Origin of the sequence: Burkholderia sp. IMCC1007 (genome assembly GCF_027257875.1) — a bacterium.
Taxonomy (GTDB): domain Bacteria; phylum Pseudomonadota; class Gammaproteobacteria; order Burkholderiales; family Burkholderiaceae; genus Burkholderia.
Window position 1 is genome coordinate 29,841 of sequence record NZ_JAPVQY010000062.1, and the last position, 16,110, is coordinate 45,950.

At 61.3% G+C, this 16,110-nt stretch carries 18 protein-coding genes; 11 read left to right on the top strand and 7 right to left on the bottom strand.

Annotated features, from left to right (window positions below; genetic code table 11):
* Positions 1 to 68: 68 nt before the first annotated feature.
* Together dnaN and dnaA are read right to left on the bottom strand one after the other, a co-directional pair.
* Positions 69 to 1,175 (bottom strand): DNA polymerase III subunit beta, encoded by a 1,107-nt coding sequence (gene dnaN / locus O1Q03_RS33600; RefSeq protein ID WP_006756934.1) that lies wholly within the window; start codon positions 1,173 to 1,175, stop codon positions 69 to 71.
* A 170-nt stretch (positions 1,176 to 1,345) separates the two neighbouring features.
* Positions 1,346 to 2,926 carry a chromosomal replication initiator protein DnaA gene (gene dnaA, locus O1Q03_RS33605; RefSeq protein WP_269509122.1) on the bottom strand — a complete coding sequence of 527 codons (1,581 nt, stop codon included), beginning with the start codon at positions 2,924 to 2,926 and terminating at the stop codon, positions 1,346 to 1,348.
* A 421-nt stretch (positions 2,927 to 3,347) separates the two neighbouring features.
* On the opposite strand from dnaA, the gene rpmH reads away from it, so the two are divergent.
* From rpmH to yidC, 4 genes are all read left to right on the top strand, one after another.
* Positions 3,348 to 3,482 carry a 50S ribosomal protein L34 gene (rpmH, locus tag O1Q03_RS33610; protein WP_004198824.1) on the top strand — a complete coding sequence of 45 codons (135 nt, stop codon included), beginning with the start codon at positions 3,348 to 3,350 and terminating at the stop codon, positions 3,480 to 3,482.
* 15 nt (positions 3,483 to 3,497) lie between these two features.
* Positions 3,498 to 3,959: a ribonuclease P protein component gene (gene rnpA / locus O1Q03_RS33615; protein WP_269509125.1), complete on the top strand. Its 462-nt coding sequence runs from the start codon at positions 3,498 to 3,500 to the stop codon at positions 3,957 to 3,959.
* Between the two features lie 75 nt (positions 3,960 to 4,034).
* Positions 4,035 to 4,301 (top strand): membrane protein insertion efficiency factor YidD, encoded by a 267-nt coding sequence (yidD, locus tag O1Q03_RS33620; protein WP_006750110.1) that lies wholly within the window; start codon positions 4,035 to 4,037, stop codon positions 4,299 to 4,301.
* An 8-nt stretch (positions 4,302 to 4,309) separates the two neighbouring features.
* Positions 4,310 to 5,974: a membrane protein insertase YidC gene (yidC, locus tag O1Q03_RS33625; RefSeq protein ID WP_269509127.1), complete on the top strand. Its 1,665-nt coding sequence runs from the start codon at positions 4,310 to 4,312 to the stop codon at positions 5,972 to 5,974.
* A gap of 114 nt (positions 5,975 to 6,088) precedes the next feature.
* Here yidC and O1Q03_RS33630 read toward each other — a convergent pair whose 3' ends face one another.
* On the bottom strand, positions 6,089 to 6,526 hold the full coding sequence (locus O1Q03_RS33630) for a helix-turn-helix domain-containing protein (RefSeq protein ID WP_269509129.1): 438 nt from the start codon (positions 6,524 to 6,526) through the stop codon (positions 6,089 to 6,091).
* A 355-nt stretch (positions 6,527 to 6,881) separates the two neighbouring features.
* On the opposite strand from O1Q03_RS33630, the gene mnmE reads away from it, so the two are divergent.
* The 5 genes from mnmE to O1Q03_RS33655 all read left to right on the top strand — a co-directional run bounded on the left by mnmE (position 6,882) and on the right by O1Q03_RS33655 (position 11,932).
* The gene (gene mnmE, locus O1Q03_RS33635; protein WP_269509131.1) at positions 6,882 to 8,276 is read left to right on the top strand and encodes a tRNA uridine-5-carboxymethylaminomethyl(34) synthesis GTPase MnmE; all 1,395 of its coding nucleotides are present in this window, start codon (positions 6,882 to 6,884) and stop codon (positions 8,274 to 8,276) included.
* 1,053 nt (positions 8,277 to 9,329) lie between these two features.
* Positions 9,330 to 9,977 carry a hypothetical protein gene (locus tag O1Q03_RS33640; protein WP_269509133.1) on the top strand — a complete coding sequence of 216 codons (648 nt, stop codon included), beginning with the start codon at positions 9,330 to 9,332 and terminating at the stop codon, positions 9,975 to 9,977.
* A gap of 93 nt (positions 9,978 to 10,070) precedes the next feature.
* The gene (locus O1Q03_RS33645; RefSeq protein ID WP_269509135.1) at positions 10,071 to 10,541 is read left to right on the top strand and encodes a PAAR domain-containing protein; all 471 of its coding nucleotides are present in this window, start codon (positions 10,071 to 10,073) and stop codon (positions 10,539 to 10,541) included.
* 3 nt (positions 10,542 to 10,544) lie between these two features.
* Positions 10,545 to 11,306 carry a hypothetical protein gene (locus O1Q03_RS33650; RefSeq protein ID WP_269509137.1) on the top strand — a complete coding sequence of 254 codons (762 nt, stop codon included), beginning with the start codon at positions 10,545 to 10,547 and terminating at the stop codon, positions 11,304 to 11,306.
* Positions 11,306 to 11,932 carry a hypothetical protein gene (locus tag O1Q03_RS33655; RefSeq protein ID WP_269509139.1) on the top strand — a complete coding sequence of 209 codons (627 nt, stop codon included), beginning with the start codon at positions 11,306 to 11,308 and terminating at the stop codon, positions 11,930 to 11,932. Before O1Q03_RS33650 ends, O1Q03_RS33655 begins: the two co-directional genes overlap by 1 nt.
* 431 nt (positions 11,933 to 12,363) lie before the next feature.
* Here the strand turns inward: O1Q03_RS33655 and O1Q03_RS33660 are convergent, their stop codons facing one another.
* From O1Q03_RS33660 to O1Q03_RS33675, 4 genes are all read right to left on the bottom strand, one after another.
* A complete protein-coding gene (locus tag O1Q03_RS33660; protein ID WP_269509149.1) occupies positions 12,364 to 12,486 on the bottom strand; it encodes a hypothetical protein in 123 nt (40 codons plus the stop codon).
* Positions 12,487 to 12,633: 147 nt separating this feature from the next.
* Entirely contained in the window at positions 12,634 to 13,989 is a 1,356-nt protein-coding gene (locus tag O1Q03_RS33665; protein WP_269509141.1) for a sensor domain-containing diguanylate cyclase, read from the bottom strand.
* A gap of 113 nt (positions 13,990 to 14,102) precedes the next feature.
* Positions 14,103 to 14,351: a DUF2795 domain-containing protein gene (locus tag O1Q03_RS33670; protein ID WP_269509147.1), complete on the bottom strand. Its 249-nt coding sequence runs from the start codon at positions 14,349 to 14,351 to the stop codon at positions 14,103 to 14,105.
* A 109-nt stretch (positions 14,352 to 14,460) separates the two neighbouring features.
* The gene (locus O1Q03_RS33675) at positions 14,461 to 14,631 is read right to left on the bottom strand and encodes a hypothetical protein (protein WP_269509143.1); all 171 of its coding nucleotides are present in this window, start codon (positions 14,629 to 14,631) and stop codon (positions 14,461 to 14,463) included.
* A 150-nt stretch (positions 14,632 to 14,781) separates the two neighbouring features.
* Here O1Q03_RS33675 and speG point away from each other — a divergent pair, with 150 nt between their 5' ends.
* Complete coding sequence (gene speG / locus O1Q03_RS33680) at positions 14,782 to 15,324, top strand: spermidine N1-acetyltransferase (protein WP_269509145.1); 543 nt, start codon at positions 14,782 to 14,784, stop codon at positions 15,322 to 15,324.
* Positions 15,325 to 15,570: 246 nt separating this feature from the next.
* Positions 15,571 to 16,110: IS30 family transposase (locus O1Q03_RS33685; RefSeq protein ID WP_269506794.1), on the top strand; the 540-nt coding region annotated here is incomplete at its 3' end.

Here is a 16,110-nt window from a genome sequence, read left to right on the forward strand (position 1 = left end):
TGTCGGTTCGCCATAAAAACGCCAAAGGGGCTTGTCGCCCCCTGGTGTGTGTCGCGATGTCGAGCGCGTCAGATGCGCATCGGCATCACGACATACTTGAACTCGTCGTTCTCGGGCACGGTAATCAGCGCGCTCGAGCTGGCGTCGCCGAGGCTCACCTGCACGGTGTCGACCTTCAGGTTCGCGAGCACGTCGAGCAGATACGTGACGTTGAAGCCGATGTCGACGGTATCGCCCTGGTAAGCGATTTCGAGTTCTTCCTGCGCCTCTTCCTGATCGGCGTTGGTCGACATGATCTTCAGCTGGCCGGGCGCGATGATGCAGCGCACGCCCTTGAACTTGTCCGAAGTCAAAATCGCCGCGCGTTGCAGCGAACGCTGCAGCTCTTCACGGCCGATCTCGAACGTGTTCTTGTGCGCCTTCGGGATCACGCGCTGGAAGTCGGGGAACTTGCCCTCGACCAGCTTCGACACGAGCTCGACCTGGCCGAACGTGAACTTGGCCTGGGTCTGCGCGATGTCGATGGTGACGGTGTCGTCGATGTCTTCGAGCAGGCGCTGCAACTCGAGAATCGTCTTGCGCGGCACGATGACTTCCTGGCGGCCGAACGTGCCGCCTTCGAGCTTCATCGACGAGAACGCGAGGCGGTGGCCGTCGGTGGCCACGGCCATCAGCTGGTCGCCGTCGACGACGAGCAGCATGCCGTTCAGGTAGTAGCGGATGTCCTGCTGCGCCATCGCGAAGTGCACCATGCCGAGCAGCTGGCGGAACGACTTCTGCGGCACGGTGAGCGTTGCGCCGAAATCCTTCGCCTGCGCGACGGTCGGGAACTCGTCGGCCGCGAGCGTCTGCAGTGCGAAGCGGCTCTTGCCGGACTGAACGGTGAGGCGCTTGTCGGCGAGCGACAGCGTGACCTGGCCGTCAGGCATCGCGCGCAGGATGTCGAGCAGCTTGCGGGCCGCGACGGTGGTGGCCACCTGGTCGCCGCCAACGCCGAAATCGGCGCGCGTGGTGATCTGCAGCTCCAGGTCGGTCGACAGGAACGAAACGTCCGGGCCGTTCTTGGTGATCAGCAGGTTGGCAAGGATCGGCAACGTATGGCGGCGTTCGACGATGCCGCTGACCGTTTGCAGCGGCCTGAGGAGTGTGTCTCGTTCGGTCTTGACCAGTTGCATAGAGTTCCTTCGTTGAGTAACGGCCTGCAGCGCAGCAGCCTCGCAGCGCCCCGCCGGCCGGGCTCTTGGCCCGCCACCACCGGGGCGGTCAAACCTGTATTGTGCCTCAAAACCGAACCGCCCCCCTTAAATTGGGGCGGAGGCCGAATTATCAAGCGCGGTGCGCGCGCTCAGCCCTTCAGCGTCTGTTCCAGCACGTGCAGCTCGTGGTTGAGCTGCGCGTCCTTGCTGCGCTCGTCGGCGATCTTGCGCACGGCGTGCAGCACGGTGGTGTGATCGCGCCCGCCGAACAGCTCGCCGATCTCCGGCAGGCTCTTCTGCGTGAGTTCCTTCGCGAGGTACATCGCGATCTGCCGCGGCCGCGCGATGTTCGCAGGGCGCTTCTTCGAGTACATGTCGGCGACCTTGATGTTGTAGAAGTCGGCGACGGTCTTCTGGATGTTCTCGACCGAAATCTGCCGGTTCTGCACGGTCAGCAGATCCTTCAGCGCTTCCTTGGTCAGCTCGATCGAGATCTCGCGGCCGTGGAACTTCGAATACGCGAGGATCTTGCGCAGCGCGCCTTCGAGCTCGCGCACGTTCGAGCGCAGATGCTTCGCGACGAAGAACGCGACGTCCTCCGACAGGTTCACGCCTTCCGACTGCGCCTTGCGCATCAGGATCGCGACGCGCATCTCGAGCTCGGGCGGCTCGATCGCGACGGTGAGGCCCGAGTCGAAGCGCGAGATCAGGCGATCGTCGATGCCCGAGATTTCCTTCGGATACGTGTCGCTGGTGATGATCACCTGCGCCTTGTTCGCGACGAGCGCCTCGAACGCGTAGAAGAATTCCTCTTGCGTGCGCGACTTGCCGGAGAAGAACTGAATATCGTCGATCAGCAGCAGGTCGAGCGAGTGGTAGTAGCGCTTGAAGTCGTCGAATGCCTTGCGCTGGTACGCCTTCACCACGTCCGACACGTATTGTTCGGCATGGATGTAGCGGATCCGCGCGCCGGCCTTGTCGAGCAGCAGCTGGTTGCCGATCGCGTGGATCAGGTGGGTCTTGCCGAGGCCGACGCCGCCGTACAGGAACAGCGGGTTGTACGAAATGCCGGGGTTGTCCGCGACCTGGATCGCCGCGGCGCGCGCGAGCTGGTTCGCCTTGCCGGTCACGAAGTTGTCGAACGTGAGCACGGGGTTCAGCTTCGAACGTTCGTACATCGAATCGGCTTCGCCGCCGTTCGCAGGTGCTGCACCGGGGCCCGGACGCCACGTGCGACGGCCGGCCGCCGCTTCGTGCGCGGGCAGGCTCGGCAGGTCGATGTCGGCATCGTCGGCGTTCAGGTGATGCGCGGCAGCCGCCGACGGCGTCATCGGCACGTCGGCCGGCGCGCTGGGCGCGGCGGATGCATTCGCGGTCAGGTTGGCGGCGATCGCGGCGACCGTCGCGGCCGGGCCGCCGGGCGTCAGCGGCGCGCGCGGAGCAGCCGGTGCGGCGCTCGCGGTGGCGGCGCTGCGCATGCCGGCCTTCGGATCGAGGACGAACTGGACTTCGATCGGCGCATTCCAGAAATCCCGGGCCAGATCGGAGATCCGGCCCGAAAACTGGCTCTTGACCCAGTCCAGCTTGAAGCGGTTCGGCGCCGCGATGGACAGCGTGTTCGCCGACGCATCGAAGGCCACCGGGGCCAAGGGTTTGATCCACGTCACGTACTGCTGCGGCGTTAGCTCGCGCTCCAGCAGTGCGGAACAGTGTTGCCAGAAATCGTTCATCAAGTAACTGTCGTTTTTTGCATGCACAGCGCGGCTCGCCGGCGCCCTTGTGGCGGTTGCGCAACAAGGCCCGAAGCGGTCGTGCGAGCGTGCTTCGGACGCCTGCGTCACAGTCGAAGCGTGGCAGGCGGGCGCCGAAGCGGCGTGCGGGATTCTTGGAGATAAGGCGAGATTCTACCGCCAAACGCGACCACAGCGCGACTTATCCACAGGCTGTCGTTGTGGGGCGCGGGGCCGGATCGGAGCGGGCCGGCACAGGCGGACGACTCCTAAAGTATTGACCGCCAAGAGAAAAACGGTTTAAATAGCGGGTTCCGCGAAAACCAATCCTGTATTCCCGGCGATTGCGTTCGCCCGAATGCCTCCGGTTAAGGGCACGCGGTCCCCTGAATTTCGACATTCTCGAACAAGTGAGAACATCATGAAACGTACTTACCAACCGTCCGTGACGCGCCGCAAGCGCACCCATGGCTTCCGTGTCCGCATGAAGACGGCAGGTGGCCGCAAGGTCATCAACGCTCGCCGCGCGAAGGGCCGCAAGCGCCTCGCCATCTAAGGCAGGTTGCGCGCTGTGTCCGCCGTCCGCAGTGCTGCGGAAGGTGCCGTCGAGCCGGGTGCGAATCCGTCGCAGACGAAAGCCGCCTTCCCGAAAGCTGCGCGACTTCTGAAAACGGATGAATTTTCATCCGTTTTTCGTTTGCGCCCCTGGCGGCGTTCCGCGCACTTCGTGATCTATGGCAAGCCGACCGGCCAGCCTGCCCGTCTGGGGCTCGTCGTCGGCAAGAAGTATGCGCCGCGTGCAGTCACACGTAACCTCGTGAAGCGGCTTGCGCGCGATGCGTTTCGCTTGCGCCGGGCCGAATTCGCCGGTTACGACCTGCTGCTGCGGCAGCACACGCGCTTCGACAAGAAAGCGCTGCCGAGCGCGGCTTCCGCCCCGCTCGCGGCGATGTGCGCGGCCGAAATCCGCGAGCTGCTCGACAGGGCAGCCCGGGAAATCGCGCGCAGGGCGTCGAAGCCCGCGTCCGAGTGACGCATCCGTGCCCGGTGCGGCGTTCGCGCCCGCCCGGCCGGTTTTGACGCGGCGTCGTACGGCGCCGCCCAAGGTATGGAAACGGTATTGATCGCCTTGCTGCGCTTCTACAAGGTTGCCGTGAGCCCGATGCTCGGCAACCGTTGCCGTTTTTATCCTTCCTGTTCGGATTACGCGCGCGAGGCAATCCAGTATCATGGCGCCGCGCGCGGCACGTATCTCGCCGTCAGGCGCGTGTGCCGATGCCACCCGTTTTCCGCGGGCGGCATCGACCTCGTCCCGCCGCCCAACTCCGACACTCGCGCTCGCGGCGAAGCCGACGCGCGGTCCCATCGACTCTGAGACAACGCATGGATATCAAACGCACCGTCCTATGGGTGATCTTCTTCATGTCAGCTGTCATGCTGTACGACAACTGGCAGCGGGATCATGGACGCCCGTCGATGTTCTTCCCGAGCGCCACGCACACGACCCCGGCCGCTGCCGGCGGCGCATCGGGCACGGGCGCGACGACGACGACCGCAGGTGAAGTGCCGGCTGCTGCCGCCGGAACCGCACCGTCGACGACGGCTCCGGCCGCGCAGGCGCAGCTCGTGAAGTTCTCGACCGACGTGTATGACGGCGAAATCGACACGCGCGGCGGCACGCTCGCGAAGCTCACGCTGAAGAAGCAGGGCGACGGCAAGCAGCCGGACCTGTACATCACGCTGTTCGACCACACGGCCGGCCACACGTATCTCGCGCGCACGGGCCTGCTCGGCGGCGATTTCCCGAACCACAACGACGTCTATACGCAGCTGAATCCTGGCTCGACGTCGCTGACGGGCGACCAGAACACGCTGAAGCTGTCGTTCGAATCGCCGGTGAAGGGCGGCGTGAAGGTCGTGAAGACCTACACGTTCACGCGCGGCAGCTACGTGATCGGCGTCGACACCAAGATCGACAACGTCGGCACGGCGCCTGTCACGCCGACGGTCTACATGGAACTGGTGCGCGACAACACGGCCGTCGAAACGCCGATGTTCTCGCACACGTTCCTAGGGCCGGCGGTCTACACGGACGCGAAGCACTTCCAGAAGATCGACTTCAGCGACCTCGACAAGAACAAGGCGAACTTCGAGAAGGCCGCCGACAACGGCTGGGTCGCGATGGTGCAGCACTACTTCGCGTCGGCCTGGATTCCGCAGCAGGGCGCGAAGCGCGACATCTACGCTGAGAAGATCGATCCGACGCTGTACCGCGTCGGCGTGAAGCAGCCGGTCGCGGCGATCGCGCCGGGCCAGTCGGCCGACGTGCAGGCGCGCCTGTTCGCCGGTCCGGAAGAAGAGCGCATGCTCGAAGGCATCGCGCCGGGTCTCGAGCTCGTGAAGGACTACGGCTGGGTGACGATCATCGCGAAGCCGCTGTTCTGGCTGCTCGAGAAGATCCATGGCTTCGTCGGCAACTGGGGATGGGCGATCGTGCTGCTCACGCTGTTGATCAAGGCCGTGTTTTTCCCGCTGTCGGCGGCGAGCTACAAGTCGATGGCCCGCATGAAGGAAATCACGCCGCGCATGCAGGCGCTGCGCGAACGCTTCAAGGGCGATCCGCAGAAGATGAACGCCGCGCTGATGGAGCTGTACAAGACCGAGAAGGTCAATCCGTTCGGCGGCTGCCTGCCGGTCGTGATCCAGATCCCGGTGTTCATCTCGCTGTACTGGGTGCTGCTCGCATCGGTCGAAATGCGCGGCGCGCCGTGGATTCTGTGGATTCACGACCTGTCGCAGCGCGATCCGTTCTTCATCCTGCCGGTGCTGATGGCCGTCTCGATGTTCGTGCAGACGAGCCTGAACCCGACGCCGCCGGACCCGGTCCAGGCAAAGATGATGAAGTTCATGCCGATCGCATTCTCGGCGATGTTCTTCTTCTTCCCGGCAGGTCTGGTGCTGTACTACGTCGTGAACAACGTGCTGTCGATCGCACAGCAGTACTACATCACGCGCAAGCTCGGCGGCAGCAAGGCGAAGCCGGCCTGACGCTCGTGGCACACGCGGGCGGCGAGCCGCCCGCGACGCACGTAAAAAAGCCGCATGGTTCGATCCATGCGGCTTTTTTGTATCTGGCGGCGCGCGTACGCCGATCGTGCCCGTTCAGGCCTTCTTCGCGTCCAGCTTCGGCTCGCCGCCGTAGAACTGCTCGATCAGTTCCTGAACGAGGTAACGCTGATGCGGCGGTAGCGCCTCGATCTTCGACGCGAGTTCAATCGTCTCGGGCGTCGGCGGATAGCGCTCGTCGCGCGGCAGCGGTTGCGGCATCGCGTGCTCGTTCACGCTCGGCGACGGGCCGTAATGCAGCCAGTGCAGTTCGACGCGCAACCAGCTGGCGAGCGTTTCGAGTTTGTCGGGTGTCGGAATCGTGCGGCCCGTCAGCCATTTGTGCGCGGTTTGCGGCGAAACCGGCTGCGCACCGCGATGGCGCAGATTGAACCGGTTCGCGAGCTCCGTCGCGCCGGTGACCTTGTCGGGGCTGCGCCGCAAGGCAAATTTCAGGCGTTCCGAGAACGCCGCTTTTTCTTCGGGTGTCGGCATGGGGGTGATTGTGCAATTCCGCCGACGCGTCTCAGACAACCATATGAGATAAACATATCTTATTCGGACGAATCTCAACCCAGTCCGGAGCGGGCGGCGCAATTGGGGCCCCCAGCGTCGGCCCCCTACAACCGGCATACTCGTCCGAAACAGGCTGCTCGTGACGGCGCTCCATTGATACTTGACTTAGCCCCGGCGGGATAAATTCGGGCGAGTCCTATACCGACGTGGCGCCCGGTGGCGCGCGGGCCGGCACGCTACAATGCCGGCGTTCCGGTGCGCGAACTGTTGCGCGGGCGCACCGTTCATCATCCGATTACCCGATTCATCCGATTACCCGATTCATCCGATTCCCATGCTCGCTACCGATTCCGATCCGATCGTTGCCATTGCCACCGCTGCCGGCCGGGGTGGCATCGGCGTCGTCCGCGTGTCGTTCGGGCGCAGCGGCGAGGCGGCCGCGCTGCCGCTGATCGACGCGCTGTGCGGGCAGCCGCTTGCGCCGCGCCATGCGAGCTACGTGCCGTTCCTCGATGAGCACGGCGCGCCGCTCGACCGCGGGATCGCGCTGTATTTCCCCGCGCCGCATTCGTACACCGGCGAGCATGTGCTGGAACTGCAGGGGCATGGCGGGCCGATCGTGATGCAACTGCTGCTGCAGCGCTGCCTCGACGCGGGGCGCGGCTTCGGGCTGCGGCTTGCGGAGCCGGGCGAGTTCACGCGGCGCGCGTTCCTGAACGACAAGCTCGACCTTGCGCAGGCCGAGGCGGTTGCCGACCTGATCGAGGCGAGCACCGAGGCGGCGGCGCGCTCGGCCGGGCGCTCGCTGGACGGCGTGTTCTCGCGCCAGATCCATGCGCTCGTCGAGGACGTGATCACGCTGCGGATGCTGGTCGAGGCGACGCTGGATTTTCCGGAAGAGGAAATCGACTTCCTGGAAGCGGCTGATGCGCGCGGCAAGCTCGCGAGGATTCGCGAGCAACTCGCGCACGTGCTCGGCGATGCGCGGCAGGGCGCACTGCTGCGCGAGGGGCTGTCGGTGGTGCTCGCGGGGCAGCCGAACGTCGGCAAGTCGTCGTTGCTGAATGCGCTGGCCGGCGCGGAGCTGGCGATCGTCACGCCGATCGCGGGCACGACGCGCGACAAGGTCGCGCAGACGATCCAGGTCGAAGGGATTCCGCTGCACATCATCGATACGGCCGGGCTGCGCGAGACGGAGGACGAGGTCGAGCGGATCGGGATCGCGCGCACGTGGAGCGAGATCGAGCGCGCGGATGTGGTGCTGCATCTGCTGGATTCGCGCACGGGGATGACGGCGGACGATGAGACGATCGCCGCGCGGTTCCCCGGCGGCGTGCCGGTGGTGCGCGTGCTGAACAAGACGGATCTCACCGGTGTGCCGGCGTGCGTCGAGCATCCGGCGGCCGAAGGCGATCTGACGGAAGTGCATCTGTCCGCGAAGCGCGGCGACGGGATCGACATGCTGCGCGCGGAACTGCTGCGGATCGCCGGGTGGCAGGCGGGCGCCGAAGGCGTTTATCTGGCGCGTGAGCGGCATCTCATTGCGCTGCGCGCCGCGCAGGAACATCTGGCGCAGGCGGCCGATCATGCGGAGCAGCGCGCGCAGTCGCTCGATCTGTTTGCGGAGGAGCTTCGGCTCGCGCAGGAGCAACTCAATGCGATTACGGGGGAGTTCACGTCGGATGATCTGCTGGGGGTGATTTTCAGCAGGTTCTGTATTGGGAAATAACCCCGTTTCTATCGGATTCCATCAAGGTCCATAAGCTCCCTTGAAGCCGGCGAGAATATTACGTTTCTTGCCTCTTCAACTCGAGGCCGAGTGGCACATTCCTCAAGAGAACTCGAAGACCGGAAAACCGCATATCGTCAGTCTATCGGAGCACTCGGCAACGCTGTTCCGCCAACTCTTTTGTACTCGCTGCTCTAGCGAATGGGTCTTGCCGGAGAGGGCGCACAGACCAAGCCTTTACTCATAACGGCTCAACCAAGCACTGAAGGTATCGCTCCAAGGCGAGTACATTGCGGCGTTCACACTCCACGACCTACGCCGGGCGGCTTCCACGCTGCTCTACGAAAAGGGCTGCGGCATCCGCTGTAGTTGAGAAGGCGCTCAACGATACCATCGGCGGCGTGCGCGGCGTCTACAACGGAGCCGAATACGCAGGACAACGCAAAGAGATGCTGCAGGCGTGGGCCGACACCATCGACGGCCTTGTTCCAGCATCACATCTCATTATGTCGCCGGTCTGATTCTGGCTATTCATCATGAAGGCCGCCGTCGCGCGGCCGGTCACGATAGCCCTAAAGTCGGGGCGCCAAGCGGATAGATTTAACAGTTAGGCACGATTTACCGCCAATCGGACCCGCGGCCAATAACCCGAGTACGTAGCTTGCAGCATGGCAGCCGGTCCCGTCTATGTGGGGGACATCACGCTGAATATCAGAACAATCAATACAAAAAAGAGGACTATCCCAATCAATTTTGGGATGTGTCTGATTTACATATCTTCCTGAATGAGGTTAACCCGTCCGACCTGAGCAGTCGTACGAGGCGTATGCAGTACGGCTGTGAAGCCGAGACGGTGTTGTTGGATCCGCAAGAAGCGGCCATATTGACCCGTGAATCCTGCAAATCCAGACGAGGTGTGAACGGGGCGGAAGACGCCGGTGCCGAATTGTTGAGGGGCCGACTAATTCTTCCCTGTTACGCCTTTTTCCATAGGACGCATTGGTAGAAGCGAAGGCGACAAGATAATTTATCTCATATATAAAAGGGAAGGGCATGAATTCGAAAATCCTTCATTCAGATCGAGACTTGTATTTTCTGTGTAGGAATGAACCGAAGCCCCATAACGATAAGTGGGCAACGGTGTCCTGCGAGATCGATGAGTTCGGTAAAGCCGTTCGTGCATATTTTTCACCACTGGACGCGATGATTGACGCCTTTTTTCACTCAAATAGTACAGGTCGATACCGAGCTATTCCAAGCGCAATCTTTGACCTTAGCGATTTGATCGCCGACCACGACAATCAACTAGCCGTGAGTTTCCAAGTGGCATGGGCAGCCCACGCAAATCAGATTCTTCTGCGCCCCTCTGGAAAGCTCGCGGCATGTTCCATTGCAAAATGCTGCCAAATAAACGACGACGAGAGTGCAATTTATTTTCCATCACCAGGGCTTGCTCAAAAACTACACAAACGTCTCCTTGAGATTTCAGGTATAGAAGGTTGGGAAAAATCTGTTAACGAGTTCAAGTCACTTCCATCTCTCAAGAGGGACGAAATCGCCATTAACGCTATCCGTAGAATTCCGGCGACATGTTCTGGGCGCGCGTGTGACGAGCTGGTTCTATATGACCTCAACGCCGGGCAGTGGAAGTTCTCTCCCTATTCGCTAGTTGAAGATTTGTTAAGAGGCTACGAATCATAAAGTCAAACCGAGGAAATGTTAAAAACCGTCATTAAAGTGGGGTAATGAATGAGGACTAATTTGTTCGGTCGCGCACAATGTGTAGTGGGCGACATGACGTCTCACGGAGGGGTAGTCATTTCTGGCAACCCATCTCATACATGGCGCGGGATTCCAATTGCGCGTCAGGGTGATCTAGTCACCTGCCCGAAATGCCCACCCCATATTTTCAGAATAGCGGAAGGCTTGGCGATGTCGATAAGTGACGATCAGCCTATGGCAACCGAGGGGCATAGAACCGGCTGCGGAGCGGTACTCGTAGCACAGACAGCTCCTGCGCATGCCGTTTCCTCGCATACGGCATTCGCGAATGGCTGCGGTTGCGATGAACAGTTCATCTTGCATGACTTGAACGACAATCCAATTCCCGATATGCCCTACAAAATTACGGCAGCAGACGGCACAGTATATCGTGGGACAACTGACATAAATGGCCGTACAGAGCGCGTATTTACCGTGGAGGCGAAGAGCCTAAGCATCGGGCCAGATGTGGATCAACTTTTTGAGAATAATCCAGGGGTGTAACGGATGACTAATCCCGCTTGGTCTGGCAATGCTGCAACCAACACTACTCCGCATAGTTCTCAACGGGTTCAAGCCGACGTTATTCGCTACGTCAATAAAGTAGATGCCGACAGCGGTTGGCTACTTGTCGGAAGAGATGATCTTCCGCGCTCACAATGGAAATCACTTTTCAAGTACTGCAAAGTCATGCTTATCGGAAATAGAGATGGGCGGACTTACTTTAGAGTAATGGAGGGGGAGTCTCAAGGGAAGATCGCTTTCCTATCAGATTCCAACGCAAGCCAATACCTTGGCAATATAGCCCCTGCAAAAAATGCAATCGAACTCGTCATGACATATGGGGCTTATAATGAGGATTGGAAATCGGTTGCCAGAGGGGGAAGGCTGCCGCAGCAATTAGCTAATGGGGCACTTGGCGGCATCAGATTTGAGGCGACGATGAACACAAGTTGGGGCGGTAACTTCTTTCCGATCCCGCCAGGCACCTACACCATACTGCTGCCCGACCACCCGCACGCTAAAGAGTATACCAATCAGTACAAGGTCGAGTATCCCGAGCTTTCTCATCACCAAGTTTGGTTTCCGATTGCGCATGGCGACAATAGCAGATATGTTCACGTGGGAAATGTATCCGAAGGCTGCGTTACTGTTGTGCAGTTAAAAAAATGGTCTGCGATTCATGAGGCGCTCGTTAGTCGTCGAGGGCCTGACGGAGGGAGTGTAGGTACGCTGATCGTCAAAGGCAGACCTGAGAGGGTAAAGTAATGCACAGAAAATCTTTTTTAAATTTTTATCTCTGGGCAGTCTTCTCAACTATACCTATGTATTCTCATGCGTTCTGGACGGATCTTGATGGGGGTATAATCACTGATTGGGAGGAATTTAGGAAGACGGTTAAACTCTATAGTATCAATGTCAAAATCCGGAAAAATGTCGAAGGTGCTGCTCGGGCGGAGGAGCAAGGGAGGAAATTCTTTCTAGATGGCCGTTATGAGGAGGCCAACTTCCGTGGATATGGGAGTGCTATTGACTGGATTCCCAGGCCGGAGTACTACTTTATAGTGGGCGATATAAATTTAAGAATGAAACTGTCCATTCATAGTGATTCCCCTCACGCAACACCTGAATACAAGTCGTGCTGGGATAAATATTTGTTTGCAATGAATGTGAAAGAGGAGCTGGAGTCGCCATTTCAAACAGGGTTTGGGCTGGTAGAAGAGCTGAATCTGTCAAAAACCCGAAACTCGAAGATTTACAAGCAAGCGATGGCGAACGCGTCTTGCTTTGCACGATTGACGAGTAAATATTCCGAACGGGTAGGCCCGCAGTGTGTACCCGTTGACGAAGTAAGGGCGTGTCTGGGAAGACCGCTGCTATTTCTGTATCACTAGCATGCGCCGGTGATGCCGGCGAGGGCTTCGTCGACGCACCATGCGTGTTGCCGAATTCGCTCTCTCCCTGCTCGTGCAGTCACAGGTCATTCTGGATCGCCGCGCGCCTTTGTCCTCGGTACGCAATCGAAGGATCGTTGCCCGATCCGCGTCGGCAACCTTTCGGTTTGGGCTGCGGAACTATATCGACTGCAAGCGGCCGTACGGCGACAGCACCAACTCGAGCCGTGCAGACGGGATGCGTGAGGGAACCCGATCAAGAGTGGGCAAAAAGTATGCGCGGCGCGAGCCACTCCCCCGCGAACGCTCGCTGCGCTACAGGTGTTTCTGGTGCGCGCCGGCATGGCCAGGGCGGCTTGACTGCATCGCGATCCGGATCGTCGATCGTGCATCGGGAAAGGCTCGCCGACGCATCCGAATCCCTACGTGCATCAATCCCAATGATGATGGTGGTGATACCCGCCGCCACCGTAATATCCGCCACCGTCAGGCACCACGATACAGCCGCTCAACAACGCGGCGACGCTGGCAATCAGCAAAAGGGTCTTCTTCATCGCGTTCACCTGCTTGGATTCGAGATGGACCCAGCATAGCGAGCGCGGTCAACACGGGCTGTAAGCGATCGTATCCCTGCTCCGGAATCCGTAACGGCGGATTATTCCGGTCACAATGACCGTAACAAATCCCAATCCGCAGACGTTTCAGCCCGCGACGACCCGGTTTCGCCCCGCATCCTTCGCGCGATACAACGCGGCATCGGCGGCTTCGATCAATGCGTCGGGCGTCGACAGCTCGTCCTGCGACACGGTCGCGCATCCGACGCTCACACTCAAACGCGCGGCCGACCCAGGCATCGGGAGATCGAGCCGCAGCACCGCTTCGCGCGCTTCCTCGGCAACGACCCGCGCGCCGCGCGCACCGGTATTCGGCAGTACGATCGCGAATTCCTCGCCGCCGTAGCGTGCGACGATATCCGTGGGCCGTCTCACCGCACCGGCCAGCGCATTCGCGACCGCGATCAGGCAGGCATCGCCCTTCACGTGACCGAACGCGTCGTTGTATGCCTTGAAGTGATCGACGTCGACCATCAGCAGCGACAACGGCTCCCCCTGCCGCCGCGCCTGCAGGAACAGCGTATGGAAGTGATCGTTGAAGTGGCTGCGGTTGAATGCGCCCGTCAGTCCGTCGCGCGCGGAAGAGCGAATCAGCGTCGCGTGCGCCTCGAACAGCTGCTGATACAGCTTCGTCACTTCCCACGCGAGCACGCAGACGAGCACGCCGGGCGTAAACATGCTGAACACGCGCGCGACATACCAGCCGACGGTGAAGCGGTTCGTGGTCAGCAGGTTCAGCGTCGTGTCGGTGAGGCAGGCGAGCACCGCGACCGCGAGCCACATGTCGAGGGTCGTGCGCAACCGGCCCGCGGCCAGCACGGCAACGAGCGCGAGCGCATTGAGTATCCAGACGATGAATTCGATCCCGTTGACGGGCAGCACGGCTCCGTTGCGGGGTGGACGGAACGCGGGCGGCAGCGTCACGTTCAGCGCGAGCATGCACAGCAGCGCGGCGGCGAGCGCCGGGCCGCCGACCAGCGCGAAGGTCCACCAGCGGGTCTGGTTCGGGTCGATCGGCAGATGCGCGAGCCGCTCGCGCGCGAACAGTGCCGCCATCACGAAGCACGGAAAGCCGGCATGCCAGAACACCCACATCCATGCGGCGCTCTCCGGCCGCGCGCCGAGCAATCCATGCGGCGCGAACACGCCGGGAAAGGTGAGCAGCTGCAGCGCGACGGCGAGTGCGGTGAACGCATAGGCGCCGCCGAGCGCACCGAGCACGGGCTGGCGCGTCACGGTGAACTGCGCGCCGAGGAAGAACGCCGCGATGCTCGCGGTGGTGAACACGGTCAGCGCACACATCGGCATGAACGGCTCGACGGCCGGCAGCGCGACGTTCGCGCGCGGCACGGTGACCGCGAGCGCGAGCACGATGGCGAGCGCCGTCAACGCGCCGAACCAGAGCTGCTGACGCGTCGTGTGCTGGATCAGGATGCCTTCCATGGATTCCCCCGGGCGCTCGTGCGGAAACGCGCCCGGTCTTGGCGTCGGGCGGCATGCAGCCGGTCGCAGCGCGACCCGGTGCGGCCCGATCCTATCGCGTTATTGGCGCGCGCTCAAATACCGAGGCCAGGCCCGAAGTTGCCGGCGACCCAGTGCGTGACGGCATCGACGTCCGCGTAATCCTGTTCGGGCAGGCCATCGAGCATCGACAGCACTTCGTTGCTCGCGCCGGCGTCGCGCGCGGCGGCGACGATCGCGTCCTTGTTTGCCGGATAGCGAACCGCCGCGAGCACATCGGCGATCTGCAGATCGATCGTTTCGTTAGGGATATCGTGCGCCGGGGCTGAGGGTTTGTCGTTCACGTCGTCGTCTCGCTGGTTGGGCGGGCATCGTTCGTTACGGAAGGCGTTGCGTTGCACCATGCTGAGCGGCCCGATTCGGGGCGCCCCCGCATGGGAATGACGAATCGGTTCAGTGCCCGCGCCGCGCGCGGCGCCACGGATGCTTCCAGTCGATGTGCGGTGCATTTTCGTCGCGCGGATGCTGGCGCCGATGTTCCTGCCAAAGCTCGTCGGAGAACAGCGCAGCCACGATCATCAGTGGGAGCACGAGGAAAACGCCGAGTATCACTTGCTCGATCACGATAGCCTCCTTGCGGTGGCGGGAACCGTTGAACCCATTCTAGGCTCTGAACTCGGCCCGCGGTCAACTTCTTACAACGCGGAACACGCAGCGTTCGGCAGCGCCGCCGACGCGTTTCGCACGCGCGCGGACTCAAAAAGGACACACAACATGCAACTCCAGAACGACAACCACACGCTCGCATTGCGGCCGCTGGAGCGGCAAGATCTGCGCTTCGTCCACGAATTGAACAACGACGCAAAAATCATGCGCTACTGGTTCGAGGAGCCGTACGAAACCTTCTCGGAGCTGTCGCAACTGTATGACCGTCACGTGCACGACCAGCGCGAGCGCCGCTTCGTCGCCGTCGATGCGCAAGACGAACTCGTCGGCCTGGTGGAACTGATCGAACTCGACTACATCCACCGTCGCGGCGAGTTCCAGATCATCATCGCGCCGCAATGCCAGGGGCGCGGCTATGCGGGCCAGGCGACGCGTCTCGCGATCGAGTACGCATTCAAGGTGCTGAACATGCGCAAGCTGTACCTGATCGTCGATACGTCGAATGCCGCGGCGATCCACGTGTACGAGAAATGCGGATTCCAGCACGAGGCGGAATTGAAGGAAGAATTTTTCGGCAACGGCGCGTATCACAATGCATATCGGATGTGCATCTTCCAGCGCGATTATTTCGAGCGCACGCAAACGAGCTGAATATATCCGGGTAGAGACACACGGCGAAATTCACCGCGCGGCCACGCTGCCGCGGGTGCGACGCATGCGGGGAATCGGGGTAAATACGCGAATGCTTATACCTGGCATTTTTCTTGTATCGCGTCATTGCAGCCTCGCGCTGCGGTAAATTCATATCGTTTCGGACGACTTTAGGTGCGGCGCATCAAAGCCCAGGCGGTCTCAAATCTGAAGTGCAACACTCTCGCCAGCCGGTAAATTCCGTGAATGGCAAAGAGAACGTACCAACAACTGCAACCTGAAGAACGTATGAGATTCGACTTCTGGCGGGATGAGGGATTGAGCTTGCGGGCGATCGCCCGCAAGCTCAATCGCGCACCCTCGACGTTGAGTCGCGAACTGGCCCGCAACACGCAGACCGACGGCCTGTACTGCCCACATGTAGCCCAAGCGTCCCGCAACATTCGACGGCAGGCCGCGCGCCCTGCGCTTAAGCTCGCTCCCGACTCGATTCTCTGGGGTGTCGTTTGCCAGCGCTTGCGCGAGCGACAGTGGTCCCCGCAGGAGATTGCAGCTACCCTGAAGCGCACCTTCCCCGACGATCCGAGCCTGCACGTGTCCCACGAAACGATTTACAACGCCATCTACGCCCAGCCCCGCGGCGAGCTGCGCCGCGAGCTGATTGCCTGCCTGCGCCAGCACCGCAACAAGCGCCTGCCGCGATCGCGCGGCACCGATCGGCGGGGGGCGATTCCCGACATGGTCAGCATTCACGTGCGACCGCCCGAGATCAACGACCGCCTCATG